General features: G+C 71.4%; 12 protein-coding genes. 6 read left to right on the top strand and 6 right to left on the bottom strand.

What is annotated here, in order from left to right:
• Nucleotides 1-77: 77 nt before the first annotated feature.
• Nucleotides 78-947, top strand: coding sequence for a TOMM precursor leader peptide-binding protein (locus tag IFU30_RS11240; protein ID WP_192005219.1), 870 nt, complete (start codon nt 78-80; stop codon nt 945-947).
• Here the strand turns inward: IFU30_RS11240 and IFU30_RS11245 are convergent.
• Nucleotides 835-2,568, bottom strand: coding sequence for an ATP-dependent helicase (locus IFU30_RS11245; RefSeq protein WP_192005220.1), 1,734 nt, complete (start codon nt 2,566-2,568; stop codon nt 835-837). The two genes, IFU30_RS11240 and IFU30_RS11245, sit on opposite strands and share 113 nt — an antisense overlap.
• Before the next feature lie 25 nt (nt 2,569-2,593).
• A complete protein-coding gene (gene nudC, locus IFU30_RS11250; RefSeq protein ID WP_192005221.1) occupies nt 2,594-3,532 on the bottom strand; it encodes an NAD(+) diphosphatase in 939 nt (312 codons plus the stop codon).
• Nucleotides 3,533-3,595: 63 nt separating this feature from the next.
• Here nudC and IFU30_RS11255 point away from each other — a divergent pair, with 63 nt between their 5' ends.
• Nucleotides 3,596-4,855 (top strand): phosphotransferase, encoded by a 1,260-nt coding sequence (locus tag IFU30_RS11255; RefSeq protein ID WP_192005222.1) that lies wholly within the window; start codon nt 3,596-3,598, stop codon nt 4,853-4,855.
• Here IFU30_RS11255 and IFU30_RS11260 read toward each other — a convergent pair.
• Nucleotides 4,765-8,040, bottom strand: coding sequence for an ATP-dependent DNA helicase (locus tag IFU30_RS11260; RefSeq protein ID WP_342450851.1), 3,276 nt, complete (start codon nt 8,038-8,040; stop codon nt 4,765-4,767). The two genes, IFU30_RS11255 and IFU30_RS11260, sit on opposite strands and share 91 nt — an antisense overlap.
• Nucleotides 8,037-11,222 carry a UrvD/REP family ATP-dependent DNA helicase gene (locus IFU30_RS11265; protein ID WP_192005223.1) on the bottom strand — a complete coding sequence of 1,062 codons (3,186 nt, stop codon included), beginning with the start codon at nt 11,220-11,222 and terminating at the stop codon, nt 8,037-8,039. Before IFU30_RS11265 ends, IFU30_RS11260 begins: the two co-directional genes overlap by 4 nt.
• Nucleotides 11,223-11,363: 141 nt before the next feature.
• On the opposite strand from IFU30_RS11265, the gene IFU30_RS11270 reads away from it, so the two are divergent.
• The gene (locus tag IFU30_RS11270; protein ID WP_064296179.1) at nt 11,364-11,588 is read left to right on the top strand and encodes a DUF3107 domain-containing protein; all 225 of its coding nucleotides are present in this window, start codon (nt 11,364-11,366) and stop codon (nt 11,586-11,588) included.
• Between the two features lie 2 nt (nt 11,589-11,590).
• Entirely contained in the window at nt 11,591-11,890 is a 300-nt protein-coding gene (locus IFU30_RS11275) for a hypothetical protein (protein WP_079705552.1), read from the top strand.
• A 75-nt stretch (nt 11,891-11,965) separates the two neighbouring features.
• Here the strand turns inward: IFU30_RS11275 and IFU30_RS11280 are convergent, their stop codons facing one another.
• Nucleotides 11,966-12,685 (bottom strand): ferritin-like fold-containing protein, encoded by a 720-nt coding sequence (locus IFU30_RS11280; RefSeq protein ID WP_079705551.1) that lies wholly within the window; start codon nt 12,683-12,685, stop codon nt 11,966-11,968.
• 136 nt (nt 12,686-12,821) lie between these two features.
• On the opposite strand from IFU30_RS11280, the gene IFU30_RS11285 reads away from it, so the two are divergent.
• Nucleotides 12,822-14,381 (top strand): DEAD/DEAH box helicase, encoded by a 1,560-nt coding sequence (locus IFU30_RS11285; RefSeq protein ID WP_192005224.1) that lies wholly within the window; start codon nt 12,822-12,824, stop codon nt 14,379-14,381.
• A gap of 237 nt (nt 14,382-14,618) precedes the next feature.
• Here IFU30_RS11285 and IFU30_RS11290 read toward each other — a convergent pair whose 3' ends face one another.
• A complete protein-coding gene (locus IFU30_RS11290) occupies nt 14,619-15,473 on the bottom strand; it encodes a PHP domain-containing protein (protein WP_085510529.1) in 855 nt (284 codons plus the stop codon).
• A gap of 82 nt (nt 15,474-15,555) precedes the next feature.
• On the opposite strand from IFU30_RS11290, the gene IFU30_RS11295 reads away from it, so the two are divergent.
• The gene (locus IFU30_RS11295) at nt 15,556-16,593 is read left to right on the top strand and encodes an endonuclease/exonuclease/phosphatase family protein (RefSeq protein ID WP_192005225.1); all 1,038 of its coding nucleotides are present in this window, start codon (nt 15,556-15,558) and stop codon (nt 16,591-16,593) included.
• The last annotated feature ends 14 nt before the right edge of the window (nt 16,594-16,607 follow it).

Genomic DNA, 16,607 nt, shown 5'->3' on the forward strand with positions numbered 1-16,607 from the left:
CGCTCCACAGCTCGTCCTTCCGGGCGGGCTGTGGAGAGTGCCGACGCGACCGGTCGTCGACCCGCCATCATCGATGGATGACGACGCGCCTCGATCCCAGGAGACCGCTGCTCTGGCGAACCCCGCACAGCCTGCAGGTGGGAGTCGATGAAGCGGTCGTGCTCGACAGCGTCCGGACCGAGACCGAGCAGGTCGTCGCGGCACTGCGTGCCGGCTTCCCGGCTCTGGTCGAACGACGACTCGCGGACGCCTTCGACATCCCAGCCCACGAGATCCATCGCGTCCTCTCGACGCTCGACGCGGTGATCGAGCACGGCGACCCCACCTCCGGCCACGCCGTGACGCACCGGGTCGCCGTGGACGGCGCGAGCCTGGCGGCCGAGCTCCTCCGACGCCTCCTCTCCGAGCAGGAGGCGGTCGAACTCCTGCCACCGGAGTCCGGGTCGACCGGAGCCGGGTCGCAGCCCGGCCGGGTCGACGTCGCCGTCCTCGTCGCCGACTTCGTCATCCCGCCGAGTCGGTACACGCGGTGGCTGCGAGACGACGTCCCGCACCTGCCGGTCGTGTTCAGCGATCGTGTCGTGAGGATCGGGCCGTTCGTGACACCCGGCTCAGGGCCGTGCCTGCACTGCGTCGAGCTGCACCGCACCGACGACGATCCGGCCTGGCCGGCCGTCGCCTCCCAGCTTCTCGGGCACCGCTCGCCACTCGACACCCAGCTCCTCGGTGCGGAGGTCGCGACCCGCGTGACCCGTCTGGTGCTCCGACACCTCGACGCGTCCCAGCCCATCCTCGCGAGCACCCAGCTGGTGGTCGACGCCGCGACCGGTGGGGTCAGGCGCCGCGTCGTCCGGGAGCACTCGAGGTGCGCATGCCGAGCTCTGCCAGGAATCGCGACGGCTCGCGTCGACCACCGCGTTGCTGCGTCTCGGACCAGGACAGGTTGAGCAACCGCTTGGCGCGCGTGATGCCGACGTAGAGGAGCCTCCGTTCCTCGTCCGCCTGCTCGAACTGTTTCGCGTACGAGATCGGCAGATACCCCTCGGAGAGCCCGATGAGGTGCACGGCCTCCCACTCGAGGCCCTTCGCCGAGTGCAGGGTCGCCAGCGTGACCGCCTCGACCGTCGGCTCGTGCTGCGCGGCCTGCCGCAGTTGCAGCTCATCCGTGAAGGCACGGAACGAGGTCCCCTCCGGCGCCTGGTCGACGAGCCCCATGATCGCGTTGAGCGACTCCCAGCGGTCGCGCACCGCGCCGCCGCCGTCGGGCGGGTCCTGGCTCCAGCCGAGCGACCGGAGCACGTCGCTCACGGACTTGAACAGGGGCTCACCACTGATCGAGACGGAGGCAGCGCGGAGCTGGAGCAGGGCCTGCCGTACCTCGGGCAGCTCGAAGAAGCGCTTGGAGCCGTGCATGACGTAGGGGATGCCGGCTTCGCCGAGGGCCGTCTCCAACGCCGCCGCCTGGACGTTGATCCGGTAGAGCACGGCGATCTCCGAGGCCGGGACGCCCGCCTGCAGCTGCACGAGGATCTCCGAGGCGACGCCTCTCGCCTCGGACAGCTCGTTCGGGTACTGCCGCAGGCCGACCGCCGGCGTCTCAGGGCGTGCGGTCTGGGTGCCCTCGTCGTCGCGTGCGGTGGCCGCTGAGAGGTGCAACGCCCCCGGGCGCCCCCGCATGAGCGTGTTCGCCGCGGCCACGACCGGCGGGGCGGAGCGGTAGTTGCGCTCGAGCCGGACGACCGTGGCGTCGTGGTACCTGGTCGGGAAGTCGAGCAGGTAGTCGGAACGGGCACCGGCGAAGGAGTAGATGGTCTGGCTCGCGTCGCCGACGACGCACACGTCCCGTCGACCGCCCAGCCAGAGTTCGAGGAGTCGGTGCTGCAGCGGCGAGACGTCCTGGTACTCGTCCACGACGAAGAAGCGGTACTGCTCGTGCACCTGCATGGCGACGGCGGGCTCGGTCTCGATCATGCCGGCGCAGGCGAGCAGGACGTCCTCGAAGTCGATGCGTCGGCGCTCGTCCTTCAACTGCTCGTAGGTCTCCTGGAGCGAGACGACCTGCTCGAGGGACAGCTTGGCCGGCAGCGGCCGATTCGACGCCGCATACTGCTCGAGGGTCAGGCCGGACACCTTGCGCCATTCGATCTCGCCCGCCACGTCGCGCAGGGTCGCGGTGTCGACCCGCAACCGGAGCCGTTCGGCCGCGTGCCCGAGCACCCGGCCCTTGCTCTCGACGAGCGCGGGCACCTGACCGCCGACGACCTGGGGCCAGAAGAAGTTCAGCTGCGAGAGCGCGGAGGCGTGGAAGGTCCTGGCCGAGACGCCCTCGGCTCCGAGCGCCCGGAGCCGACCACGCAGTTCAGCAGCGGCGCGGCTGGTGAAGGTGAGCGCCATGACGCGCGACGCCGTGTAGGTCCCGGTCGCGACCCCGTAGGCGATGCGATGGGTGATCGCGCGGGTCTTGCCGGTGCCTGCGCCGGCGAGCATGCACACGGGTCCGCGGAGCGCCTCCGCTGCGACGGCCTGGTCGGGGTCGAGTCCGGCCAGCAGTTCGGCCGGACTGCTCATCGGGGCCCCTCGGTGGTGCCGCGCCTCATCGAGACCAGGATCCGCGAAGCCACTCGTCGATCACGGCTCGTGCGATCGACGACGGTCCGGGGAGGATGACGTCGGTGGCCGGGTCCTCGAGTTCTTCCCGCGTGAACCACCGGAGGTCGAGGATCTCCTGGCCGTCCGGGACGAGCGCCTCCGGATCCTGATCCTCCGCGAGCGGGGCGACGAAGCCGAGCATGAGCGAGCGCGGGAACGGCCACGGCTGCGAACCGAGGTAGACGGGAGTGCCGAGACGCATCCCCGACTCCTCGAAGATCTCGCGGGCGACGGCTTGCTCGAGAGACTCGCCGGCATCGACGTAGCCGGCCAGCAGTGAATACCGGTTGTGCTCCCACATCGCGTTCGACCCGAGCAGTATCCGTCCCTGAGGATCGACGACCGCGACGATGACCGCGGGATCCATGCGCGGGAAGAGTTCGTTGCCGTCGACCGGGCAGTGCCGTGCCCAGCCGGCGTTGCGGACGGTGGTCGGCGAGCCGCAGTGCGCACAGAACGGCTCGGCTCGGTGCCAGCCGGCGATCGCCAGCGACGTCGCCAGGATCCCGACGTCGCGGTCGGACAGCCGGTGTCCGCTCCGGCGGAGGTCGAACCAGCGGTCCTCATCCTCGGTGATCGCGTCGGCATCGGCGTCGGCGAGGACCCACAGCAGGATGTCGGAGCCCGGTGGGGTTTCCGGGGTGTCCTCGACGGTGCTTCCGAGGTAGACCATGAGCTCCGGCTCGGGCAGGTCCGAGGGATCCAGGAGGTCGAGCGCGTCGCCGGTCACGAGTGCGCGCCGGCCGCGGAGGACGACGGCTCGGGCGTTCGGATCGACCCGCAGTCCGTCGAGCACGTCCGGTCGTGAACGGAGCTCGCCGTGACGGTCGAGTCCGCCTCTCGCAAGCGGTAGACCGGCGAGTGCGCGAACCTGAATCGTCATGGACAACCTCTCTGAGGGCGTGGCGAGCGCGGCTCACCGGGACGGCCCCGTACCCTGGATGTCATGGCCAGATCCCATCTCACTCTAGCCGCGTTGGCCACCTCGGCCGTCGCCGACCTCCAGGTCCGCGGGTCCGGCGCGCACACCGCCGGCGGCGAGGGGAACTACGACGCGGCCCGTCTCGTGACGGCTGACGGGCGCGAGCTCATCGTGCGCATCCCGACCTCACAGCAGGCCGAGACGGAGCAGTCCGCGGACCTCATCGCCCTTCGCGCACTCACGCCCGGTATCCGCAGCAGGTTGCCCTTCGACGCCCCGACCGTCGTGGGCCAACTGCCCGTCGACGGCACTCGCGCCGTGGTGCTCGACTTCGTGGCCGGCAGTCACCTCGACCCGACCGCGCTCGGCCGCGACGAGGTCCTCTCGGACTCGCTCGGTGCCGCGGTCGCCGCGATCCACTCCCTCCCGACGGCCTTCATCGCGGAAGCGGGCCTCCCGTTGCTGTCCACCGAGCTCATCCGGGCGGACGCACACCGCATCGTGTCCCGCGCCGCCGAGACGAGGCTTCTCCCGACCGCCGTCCGGGAGCGCTGGCAGGCGGCCGTCGAGGACCACTCACTCTGGCAGTTCCAGCCCACCGTCATCCACGGATCCCTCGCCGCCGACCGGGTGCTCGTCATCCGTCAGGACGGCCACGGCCTGGTCAACGGCGTCATCGAATGGGGCTCGCTGCGGGTCGGCGACCCGGCCCTCGACCTCCACTGGATCGCGACGCTCGGCGCGACCGGCGAGCAGGCGCTGTCCGCCTACGCGGCCTCGTGCTCCCGCGGACCCGACCGCTTTGTCACGCTCCGCGCCCGCCTGTACGCGGAACTCGAGATCGCCCGCTGGCTCCTGCACGGTCGCGACAGCCATGACGAGACCATCGTCGACGACGCCGTCGCGATGCTCGACGGGCTCGTCGACCGCGTGCTCGGCGACGTGACGGACCCCCTCGGCACCACGACCGGACCCGTCCTCGACGTCGACGAGGTCGAGGACATGCTCGACCGCACGCCGATCGGCTCGTCCTCCCCCGGAATCGCCATGCAGACCGACACCTATGACCGGTCAGAGCTCGAGCGCGCCCTCGGCCGCGATCCCGGCGGCTCGGGCGATGACGACACCGACGACGGTGAGGCCGACGACGATCGCGACCACGCTGGAACCGACGCGGACGCGAACGCCACGGATCAGATCGACACCTCGTCGTTCGAGCTCTGGGACTCGGCGGCCTCCCCGAAGGACCGCTCCCACTCCGACAGGAGCTCCTCCTCCGAGTAGAGGCGTTCCGGCCGGAGCTGCACGTCGTGGCTCACGTAGTAGAGCACGGCGTCGATGCGCTCGGGGTCGACCTCACGGTGGTGCGCGTACGCCAGACGGTAGAGCGCGAGCTGGAACGAGGCGTTCCGCACGTCCTCCGGCGTCGTGGGTACTGCGCCGGTCTTCCAGTCGACGATCTCGAACCGGTCCCCGCGCTCGAACACCGCGTCGAGCTTGCAGACCACCACCCGTCCGGTGTCGCCGAGCGGCACGTGGATCTCGGTCTCGACCTCGATCGGTCGTACGTCCGCCCATTCCGAGGCGAGGAACCGCTCGGTGAGCTCGTCGAACCCGATCCCCTCGGACGCGTCCGGCCCCGGGCGTTCGACGTCGAGCTCCTCGGGGAGCGCGTCGACCAGCTCCTGCAATCCGAAGCGTTCGTAGTGCGCCTCGACCCACGAATGGAACCGGGTGCCGAGACGGGTCTGCCGGTAGGGCCGCTGCGGGACGGGGCGACGCAGACGTTCGAGTGCGGCCTCCGGTTCCGTGACGAACTCCTTGAACTTGGACGCGGGGATGCGCACGGGGAGTTCACCGCGCGCGGTCGTCGTCGCGGCACGGCGTCGTTCCTCGAGGAGCAGCGTCAGCTCGTTCTCGAGGGGACCGAGGGTCGCCAGCAGCTCGGCCTCGGGCCGTCCGCGCCGCTGGTCGACCTCGGCCGCCGCCCGCTCGACGACGCTCCGACGCGCGCCGAGGGGATCGAGTGGCCAGTCGAGGACCGCAGCACCGGAGTCGACCGGGTTCTCCTCGAAGGCGGAGGCTGCGGGGAGCGGTGCGATGACGCCCGCCGCGGCCAGCTCCAGGAGGTAGGTGCTCGCAGCACGGGGCCGCTTGCGATCGCCCGACCAGAACGAGCCGGTGAGCAGGAGGTCGTGCTTGGCGCGGGTCACCGCCACATACGCGAGCCGGCGTTCCTCGTCGAGCGCGCGTTCGCCGAGCGCCTCCGAGAAGGCGAGCTGAGCGTCGACGACCTCCTTCCGCGTCTCGGCCGTCCGCCAGGCGAACTCCGGCAGCTCCGCCGCGTCGCCTCGAAAGTCGTACGGCAGTGTCCCGAGACGCACCCAGCCTTTGCCGTCCTTCGGCTTGGCTGGCAGTTCGTCGACCACGAGCCGCGGGATCGCGACATGATCCCACTCGAGGCCCTTCGAACCGTGGATGGTGAGCAATTGGACCGCACCCTGGTCGGGTGCGTCGCTCGCCGGTCCGAGGTCGTCTCGGGCGAGCGATCGGTCGATCCACGCCAGCAGGCTGCCGAGCGTCACCTGCTCCTCCGCCTGGATGAACGAGATGACCTCGTCGTGGAAGGCCTGCAGTCTGGCCGGAGCGCGCGCCGCGGAGCCGGTCGACTCGTTCGCGACGACCTCGATGTCGAGCCGCAACTCGCGCTCGACCGCTCTGACGAGATCGGGGAGGCCGCTGCCCGCACGACGCCGCAGGGAGGCGAACACCAGTCCGGCCTCCCGGAGACGCGAACGCGCCTCGTCGGTGAACCCTGCGGCGAGGCCCGCCGGCACGCGGTCCGCGGCGATGAAGTCGAGCGCGTCGATGATCGACCGCCCGTCGTCGTCGGCGACCGACTCACGGAGCCGGGCGGCCAGTTCGGCGTCGTACCGCTTCGTCTTCCAGTCGATGGCCTGCAGGTACCGGGCCACCTCCACGAGGTGTCCGAGGTCGTGGACGCCGATCCGCCAGCGAGGCCCGCTCAAGAGTCTGATGAGCGAGGAGCCGGCACCGGGATCGTGGATGACCCGCAGTGCCGCCGTCACGTCGACGATCTCCGGCGAGGCGAGCAGACCGCCGAGGCCGAGGATGTGGTGGGGGACGCCGAGCGCCGCGAGGCCGTCGGCGAACTCCTGCATCGGTCGACGCGCCCGGAACAGGATCGCGGCCGAACCGGCCGGATCTCCCCCGCGTTCGGCGAGCAAGCGGTCCGCGCACCACTCGGCGACCACCCGGATCTCCTCGGCACCGGTCTCGGGGAACTCGACGGCGAGGGAGCCGGCCCCGGCGCCGGGCTTCGGCTCGAGGTCGAGGACTCGCAGCTTCCCCGCCGTCTGCGCCTGCCGCTGCAACGGGCGGACGAGGACGTTCGCGGCTTCGAGGACCGTGCGGTCGTTCCGCCAACTTGTGGACAGGTTGAACTGGGTGGCGGCGACCTCCCGACCGAAGTCGCGGGAGAACCGTGCGAGGTTCGCCGCGCTCGCGCCGCGCCAGCCGTAGATGGACTGGTGCGGGTCGCCGACCGCCATGACGGGGTGGTCGGCGAACAGGGTCGACAGCAGTCTGGTCTGCACGACCGAGGTGTCCTGGTACTCGTCGAGCAGGACGACGCCCGCGCGATCACGTGCGACGGCGGCGACCTTCGGTGAACGTTCGCAGGCGGCGAGGGCGAGGGCGACCTGGTCGGAGAACTCCACGAGTCCCTGCCGGCGCTTCTCGTCGGCGTACCGGTGCGCGAGGTCGAGCAGGACCGGCAGGGCACCCACGACCTCGACGGCCTGGTCGATCTGCGCGTAGGCACCGCGACCACCGTCGGGGAGCTCGCCGATGCCGACGAACCGTTCCACGAAGCCGAGCAGCTCCTCGATGGTGCCGTCGATCTCGGCGAGCTCATGGCTCAGCGAGAGGACGAGCTCGGCCACCTGGTCGACGGACTTACCGAGGGTCGCGAGCCGTTCGTCTCCGTGCCGGACCACGACGCGCCTCGCGAGTCGCCAGGCGGACGCCTCCGACAGCAGCACTGACTCGGGCTCACGGCCCACCAGGAGGGCGTTGTCGCGGAACAGGGCGTTCGCATAGGCGTTGTAGGTGGACACCTCGGGACGGTCGAAGAGCGCGTCGGCCGCGGGATCCAGGATCCCGATGTCCTGCAGGGCCGCGATCCGCTTGCCGATCCGCGCCGCCAGCTCGCCCGCGGCCTTCCTGGTGAAGGTGAGCCCCAGGATCCCGTCGACGCTCACGTGCCGGTTGGCGAGCAGCCACACGACGCGTGACGCCATGGTCTCGGTCTTCCCGCTCCCGGCACCGGCGACGACGAGCACGGGCGCCATGGGGGCCTCGATGACCTCGACCTGCTGCGTCGTCGGTTGTGGGAGGCCGAGCAGGCCGGCGAGCATCTCGGCCGAGTAGGTCTCCTCCGTGCTCACGAGCTCACCGCCGGGATGACGTGGATGGCGCACTCGCCGAACGCGAACGGGTCGTGGCAGTGGGTCCCGACACGGGCCTCGAACACCGCGCCCGCCATGCCGACCGCGTCCGCCAGAACACGCTCGCGGAAGCGCTCGAGGGCTTCGTCGTCGAAGGCGGGCTGGGCCGGGTCGTAGTACTCCTTGCGCTTCGTGCCGGCCGACACGACGATGAGCTTCGCGCCACCGCTCAGCAGCCCCTCCGTACCGGTGATCGCACCGGACGCCAGCGCGAGCTGGTAGGCACCGAGCTGCGCCATGTCGGCGACCTCCCGGTCCTGTCTGGGCGCCGAGCCGCCGGTCTTGAGGTCGGCGATCACGACGCGTCGAGTCCCGTCGGCGTCGGGCACGAGTTCCACGCGGTCGATCGAGCCGCCGAGCACGGCCGCGCCGCCCAATTCACCGATGGGGATGCGGAGGCTGAACCGGCTCTCGTTGCCGATCGAGGTGACTCCTGCGCGCTCCGCGTCGTGGAGGTACGCGGACAGCCGATGGACGAGTTCCGCCGCACGCCGTTTCGTCGCCGCGCCCTCCCAGTCCGCTTCGAAGTGGAGTTCGTCCCAGCGGTCCTCCACCGCGGCCCAGAGCGCGGCCTCGTCGGAGGACTCCGCGTGTTCGAGCGCGGCATGCACGATCGTGCCGAGACCGGAGGCGAACCCGGAGGCACCGCCGCCCAGTCGGGCGATCGCCCAGTGCAGCGGGCACTCCTCGAAGGCCTCCATGCGGGACGGGGAGACCGGCAGCTCCTCGACGGCGGGGTCGTGCAGCGGTGCCGTCGAGCTCGGTGCGGCCACGCCGTACCACTCCTCGGTCGGAGCGCCGGGGACTCCCGCTGTCGCGAGGATGGCCAGGGCCGAGGCGGACGCGGCACGCTCGGCCGGGTCCGCGGGGCGGATCCGGCGGGTGAGCGAGCGACGCAGGGTGCCGACGAGCCCCCGGAGCGACAGGGGCGACAGGGATGCCCGGTGCGGATCGGGTTCCGGGAGCAGCGTGAGGAACGGGCTCGCCTGGTGGTCGTCGTCGACGACCGCGACCACCATGAGCGACCGGTGCGCACGAGAGGTCGCCTGGGCGAAGAGTCGGAGCTCGTCGTGGAGGACCGCGCGTCGTGCGTCCGCCGTCGCGGTGGCCGTGCCCTCCAGCAGCTCCACGAGCTCCGAAGCGCCGAGCAGTGAGTCGCGGACCCGCAGGTTGGGCCACACGCCGTCCTGCATGCCGGCGACGACGACCGTGTCGAACGCGGTCCCGACCAGGGCGGCGGGCGTCGCGATCGTGACCGCCTCCCGGCGGCCCGTCGGCGCGAGGGAGTCGTCGCCGACCGTCTGTTCGAGCAGGCGGTCGAGGAAGACGGAGGCCGGGGTGTCGGGCTCCGCCTCGACGAAGGTACGTGCCGCATCGGCCAGCTGGGTGATCGCGTCGAGGTCGCGGTTCGCCTCCTCGGCGGCCTGACCGCTGCCCTTCGACAGCGAGACCCAGGGGCGCTCGAGCCTGCTCCGCGACCAGAGGCCGTAGACGAGCTCCTCGGCCGAAGCGCCCGCCGCCGCCTGCGCTCTCGCCTCGGCAAGGCTGTCGGCGAGTGAGCGGGCGCGGGCGGCGGAGGGCGTCTCGAGTCCGATGAGTGCACCGGGGACGGCGAACGCCTCCTCCAGCAGGCGGTCCGCGCTGCGGTCGAGGCCCTCAGCGAGATCCGCGTGGCGGAGCGCGGCTCGGAGTCGCCTGACCCCGATCGAGTCCAGTCCACCGAGCGCGCTGTGGAGGAGTTCGGTCACGACCTCGGCGTCGAGCGGCGTGCGCCCGAGTGCCACCGACATGGCGAGGAGGACCGACCTGACGAACGGGTGGTCGCGCAGCGGTGCTCCGCCGGTGCTCGCCCGGGTGGGCACCTCGAGGGAGGACAAGCCCCGTTCGATCGCCGGGATCAGCCCGCCGCTGCGGACGACCACCGCCATGTCGGCCCACGCGACGCCGTCGAGGACGTGGCGCTCGCGGAGGAAGCGCGCGATGACCGCGATCTGCTCGGCCGGGGAACCGGCCGCCACGGTGACGACGGAGTGTTCGGGCGTCTCCGCGTCATCGACCGGTGATGCGGCCGTGCGGTGGAGTCCGGCACCGGCCGTGCCGATGCGCTCGGCGACGCCGCGGACCGTCGCCCGGATGTCCGGTGTCCCGCGGTGGACCTGCCCGAGGACGAGCGTGTCCACCGGGCGACCGAGCACCTCGGCGAACCGCCCGAGGGCGTCGGCTCGGGCACCGTGGAAGGCACCCGTCGTGAGGTCGGGGTCGCCGAACGCGACGATCGTGACCCCGTGTCGGGCGAGCGCGGCGAACAGCTGCAGGACGCCGTGGGTCGCCTCCTGGGCGTCGTCCACGAAGACCACCCGCAGGCTGCCGAGCACGCCCGTTCCCGGTTCCTGTTCGTCGAGGAGCCGGACGGCGCGGGCGAGGGCCGCCGCGGGCGTGAGGTGTCCGCGCCAGTCGTCGGCGAGGAACCCCTCGATGAAGCCCGCGGACGCGACCCACTCCGGACGCCCGTGCTCCGTACCGAGCCGACGCAGCTCGGCAGGCGCGACGTCGTGTTCGACGCTGCGTTCCATGAGGTTCCGGAGCTCGGTGCGGAACCCCTGCAGGCGCCTGACCTCGGGACCGAGCTCCGCGGGCCACAGCGGACCGGTCGCGTCCTGTTCGTCACCGAGGAGTCGCTCTGCGATGGTCTGGTCCTGCTCGCCGCCCGTCAGCAACCGCGGTCGTCCTGAACCGGCGAACGCCCCGGAGCCCGCGATGACCTCGAGCGCGAGGGAGATGGCGGTGCGCGCCAGGGATCCGGGTGTGGCGCGTGCGACCCGTGCCTCGAGGCGGTCGCGGAGGACCTGCGCCGATGACCGGGAGGAGGCGATGACGAGCACCTCGTCGGTGCGCAGACCGCGCGAGTGCACGCGTTCCGCGACCGCTTCGATGAGCGTCGTGGTCTTGCCCGTGCCGGGAGCCCCGAGCACGACGGCGGACCGGTCGTCCGCGAGCCGCAGCACGGCCTCCTGCGAGTCGTCGAGCCGGACGCCCGTGCCGACAGCCGGGTTGCCGACGGGCGCGCGGTCCGCGTCACGGACCGCACCCGTCGGATCGTCGGAGGCGTCGGGAACCGTCATGGTCCGCACGTTACCGGAGCCTCCCGACATCGCCGCGACGGCCGACCGGCGTTCCGCTGTTCGCTGACAGCAGCCGACCCGCGCCGGTCGGAGGACCACGACTCCCGTAGTCTTGCCCTACGCAACCGAAAGGCACTCAAGGTGGAAATTCGCATCGGAATCCTCAACAGCCCTCGCGAGATCGGCTTCGAGACCTCGCAGCCGGCGTCGGAGATCGAGCAGGCGGTCAAGACCGCGCTCGAGACGGACGCCAAGCTGCTCGCGCTCAAGGACGACAAGGGCACCAGCTACCTCATCCCGACCGCGGGCATCGGCTACGTCGAGCTCGGAACCGAGGAATCCCGCCGCATCGGATTCGTCGGCTGACCATGGAACTCCTCTTCGTCGTGCTCGGCGGTGCCATCCTCGGTCTCGCCGTCCGCTACCTCTTGCCCGGCCGCGACCAGCACGGGGCCGCGCTCATCCCGGCGGTCGCGACGCTCGTCGCCGCCGTCGTCTGGGTCGCGGCGACGTGGGCAGGCATGGCGTGGGACGGCGGCTGGATCTGGGTGCTCGCCTTCGGCGCGTCCGTCGTCGTGAGTGTGGTGGTCGACCTCGTGCTCGTCCGCGTCCGCACCTCGTCGGACGAGGCGATGCTGACCCGCTTGCAGCAGGGCGTCGCCGCCTGACCCGAGGCGCTCGATCGATCGACGCCGTCGCTCCACCCGGAGCGGCGGCGTCGTCGTGTCGGAGGGGACGACCGGTCAGGCCGTGAGCCCGAGCGCGTCCATCCGTCTGGTGTGGTTCGCGATGAGCTCCGTGTAGACCGGTTCGACCCGGGCGTCGTCCGGCAGCGCCTTGCTCTCGGTCACGAGGGCGGACCTGGCGACGAGCATGGTGTCGCCGAGCAACCGACGGCCCCACATCGCGAGCGTCGAAGCGCGCTCGGGGTGCGTTGCGATCACCCGGTGCAGGATCCCGACGAGCGGGTCCTCCTCCGGACCGGGGGCGACGATCGCGGCCAGGTCGCGTGCGTCCGCCCCGTCCAGGCCGCGCGCGAGCTGCGCGAAGAACTCGTCGAGGAAGCCCCGCGCCACGAGGACGCCCAGCAGGAGTTCGTCCCAGGTGCCGGTGCGCAGGATCGCCTGGAACTCGTCCCGCGTGCGTGCATAGGGTTCGAGCACGGCGCCCGGGTCGTCGCTCGTCCGGCGGAGCCAGGCAAGTAGCGCCTGGTGCTTGCGCAGCGCCGTGGCAGCGGCCTCGGCGACGGTCTCCCGGTCGGCGTCGTTCGGAGCGTGCTCGACCGCGAACGACAGCGTCATGAAGAACCCGAGCTGCAGCTGCGCCACCTGACCGAGGTAGTCGGCGGTGCTGGGCGCGAGCTCGTGGAGGTCGACGCGGGTCGCCTGAACGGCGTCCTCCCGCGAGCGCAGACGAGGCGTCTGGGTGCCGGGACGCCGACGTCGTGCAAACCAACGAGCCATGCGACCACCCTATCCGCAGCGCGCCGATCGCCGTGTTCCGCGCGCCCAGCGGCCTCTCGGGACGTCCCGGGTAGAATAGCCGTGCCCCGGCGTCGGATCGGGGCCCTACACCTGTGTGCAATCGAAGGTGTAGACCATGACTGCACTGACAGGTATCTCCGTGACTTTCTCTGATCTCGGTGTCGACCAGGACATCGTCGACGCCCTCACGACCAAGGGCATCATCGAACCATTCCCCATCCAGGAGCAGACGATCCCCCTCGGGCTCGCCGGCCAGGACATCATCGGCCAGGCCAAGACGGGCACGGGCAAGACCTTCGGGTTCGGCATCCCGATCGTCCAGCGCCTCGGCCTCGACCCGGCTCCCGGCGTCAAGACCCTCGTGGTCGTCCCGACCCGTGAGCTCGCCGTCCAGGTGTCCGAGGACATCGAGATCCTCATCTCGAACCGGTCGACGACGCTCGTCTCCATCTACGGCGGCAAGGCCTACGAGGGTCAGATCGAGCAGCTGAAGGCCGGCGCCCAGATCGTCGTCGGCACGCCCGGCCGTCTCATCGACCTCAACAACCAGCGCCTCCTCGATCTCTCTGGCATCACCGAGATGGTGCTCGACGAGGCCGACAAGATGCTCGACCTCGGCTTCCTCGCCGACATCGAGAAGCTCTTCTCGAAGACCCCCGCCGCGCGTCACACGATGCTGTTCTCAGCGACCATGCCCGGTCCGATCGTGGCCCTGGCCCGCCGCTTCATGAGCAAGCCGATCCACATCCGCGCGAGCGACCCCGACGAGGGGCTCACGCAGGCCAACATCAAGCACCTCATCTACCGCGCGCACTCGCTCGACAAGGACGAGGTGATCTCGCGCATCCTGCAGGCCGAGGGTCGCGGCAAGACCGTGATCTTCACGCGGACCAAGCGTGCCGCCGCGAAGCTCGTCGAGGAACTGACCGACCGCGGGTTCAACGCCGCGGCGGTGCACGGCGACCTGAACCAGGAGCAGCGCGAGCGGGCGATGGCGTCGTTCAAGGCCGGCAAGCGCGACGTCCTGATCGCCACCGATGTCGCCGCTCGTGGCATCGACGTCGACGACGTCACCCACGTCATCAACCACACGATCCCCGAGGACGAGAAGACGTACCTCCACCGCGTCGGCCGTACCGGTCGCGCCGGGAAGACGGGTATCGCCGTCACGTTCGTCGACTGGGACGACCTCCACAAGTGGGCGCTCATCAACCGCGCCCTCGAGTTCGGTCAGCCGGAACCGACGGAGACCTACTCCTCGAGCCCGCACCTGTTCACCGACCTCGGGATCGCGGAGGGCACGAAGGGCCGGCTGAAGCCCGCCAAGGCCGTCGAGCCCGCCCCGCGGCGCGAGGGTTCGCGGAGCGCAGGCGGACGCGACGGTTCGCGGACCGGCGGCGGACGCGACGGTTCACGGACCAGCGGCGGTCGCGGTGGTGAGCGCGGCGGACGCGGAGGCGACCGCACGCAGCCGACCAGCACCCGGCTCGAGTCCCAGCCGAGCACCCGCGCCCACTCGCGGACCCACGACGCCGCCTCGACCGACACCGTCGACCGCAGCGCGCCCGCAGCAGGCACCCACGACGGCCACGGTCCGGAGCACCGCGACGGCAACAGCGCTCCCCGCCGTCGGAGCCGGACGCGCCGCACCGCTCCCCCGGCTCCCACGGCGTAGGTCCGCCACGCAGAACGCCCGCACCCTTCCGGATGCGGGCGTTCTGCATGTCGCGAGCGCTGCGCTCGACACGGTTGGTGACCGAAGGATACCGGTCCCTGAGCCTGTCGAAGGGTGCTCCGACCGGCGTCCCTTCACATCCGCTGCGCCCCCGTGGGCACTTCGACAAGCTCAGTGACCGGGAGAAGTACACCCGGTCCCTGAGCGCGTCGAAGGGCACTCCGGACGCGCCGCAGATCAGTCAGGCAGGACGGGTGCCGAGCCGGTGGCTTCAGCCACGATGCGTCGGACCACGTCGATGTCCGTGGTGTTCTCGCCGAGGCGGTTCGGCTTACCGGTCCCGTGATAATCGCTCGAACCGGTCGCGACGAGGCCCAGCTCGGAGGCGATCCGCCGCACGACGACCTTGCCCTCCTCGGTGTTCTCGCGATGCTCGATCTCGAGCCCGAACAGGCCCGCGTCAGCGAGTTCGCGGAAGTACGGCTCCGGCAGCATCCGGTCGCGGCCGGCCGGGACCGGGTGGGCGATCACGGGGACGCCACCGGCGGCGCGGACGAGCTTGACCGCGGTGAGCGGGTCGGGCGCGTAGTGCGGCGCGTAGTAGCCGGTGCGCGGATGCAGGATGCCGTCGAAGGCTTCACCGCGGTCGGCCACGATCCCGAGGGCGACGAGGGCGTCGGCGATGTGGGGCCGGCCGACGGTCGCACCTTCGCGGGTCTGCGCGAGGACGTCCGCCCAGGACAGCGGGTAGTCGCCGCCGATGCGTGCCACGATGCCTTCGGCCCGCCGGAGCCGGGACTCCCGGATCTTCGCGGTCTCCTGGAGCAGGTCGCCGTTCAACGGATCGATGAGGTACGCGAGCAGGTGCACGCTCCGCCACTCGTAGCGGGTGCTCAGTTCCATTCCGGGGAGCAGGGTGATGCCCTGGCGACGCGACTCGACGGCCGCCTCGGCCCAGCCGGCGGTGGAGTCGTGGTCGGTGAGGGCGATCGTGCCGAGCCCCGCGGCACCGGCCGCGCGCATCAGCTGCGTCGGCGTCTCCGTGCCGTCCGAGACGCTCGAGTGCGTGTGCAGATCGGCGGGGCCGTGCATGTCTCGAGCGCTCACCACGCTTCCACCCTAGTCGCAGGTCCTGCCCCGAGGACTCCCAGACCGCTCGCCTACGCTGACGCGGGTGCTGAAGACCGTCGGTGGCGTCATCGCGGCCGTGCTCGCGATCGCGACCACGGCCCTGCTGGTCGTGGCCGTCCTCCCCGGGCCGTTCGGTCTCGAGCAGGCCCAGGTCGTCGTCCAGCTGAGCGCGTTCCGCCTCCTCGTGGCGATCGCCGCCGCGGGCGGCGCCCTGCTCTGCCTCGTGACGGCGATCCTCGTCCGTGGGTCCCGCCGCGTGCTCCCCGCCATCCTGGCGGTCGTCCTCGCCGCGGTCTCGGTCACCGGCGCCGTCGTCACCGCCAACCGCGGGATCGACGACCAGATGGTCGCCGGAGAGGCGACCGATCTCGCGGATCAGGTCACGGTCCTCGCCTGGAACACCCTCGGCGACGCCGTCGACCCCGGGACGATCGCGGCGATCGCGGTGCGTGAGGGCGCCGACGTCGTCTCCCTGCCGGAGACCTCGTCCGACACCGCGGCGGTCGTCGCCGCCGCGATGACCGCCGCCGGACGGCCGATGGTTGCGCATTCGACCGACGCCGACGCAGGAGGGACGAGCCTCCTCATCAGCACCGGACTCGGCGAGTACGCGGTCCGTGCACCGACGGTGACCGGCCCGACCGCCATCGAGCGCTCGGAGACCCTCATCGCCGATCCGGTCCTCGGCCGCGGACCGACCCTCGTCGCGGTCCACACCACGGCCCCACTGCCGAGTCGGCTCGACGACTGGCGTGCGGAGCTCGCCGATCTCGCCGGCCGCTGCACCGACGACGCGGACGTGATCATGGCCGGTGACTTCAACGCGACGCTCGACCACCTCGCCGGGTTGCGCGGCGTCGGCGACCTCGGCGCGTGCCACGACGCCGCCGCGGCCGACACGGCAGCCGGGCTCGGTACCTGGCCGACCGGGCTCCCGGCTGTCCTCGGCGCACCGATCGACCACGTCATGGCGACACCGGGATGGGTCACGGTGTCGGCTCACGTGCTGACCGACGTCGACGGCACGGGCAGTGATCACCGGCCCGTGGTCGCGACGCTGCTCCCCCGCACGGCGAGCTGAGCGTCGGGTGCCTG

This window comes from Plantibacter sp. CFBP 8798 (assembly GCF_014841195.1).
GTDB classification, from domain to species: domain Bacteria; phylum Actinomycetota; class Actinomycetes; order Actinomycetales; family Microbacteriaceae; genus Plantibacter; species Plantibacter auratus.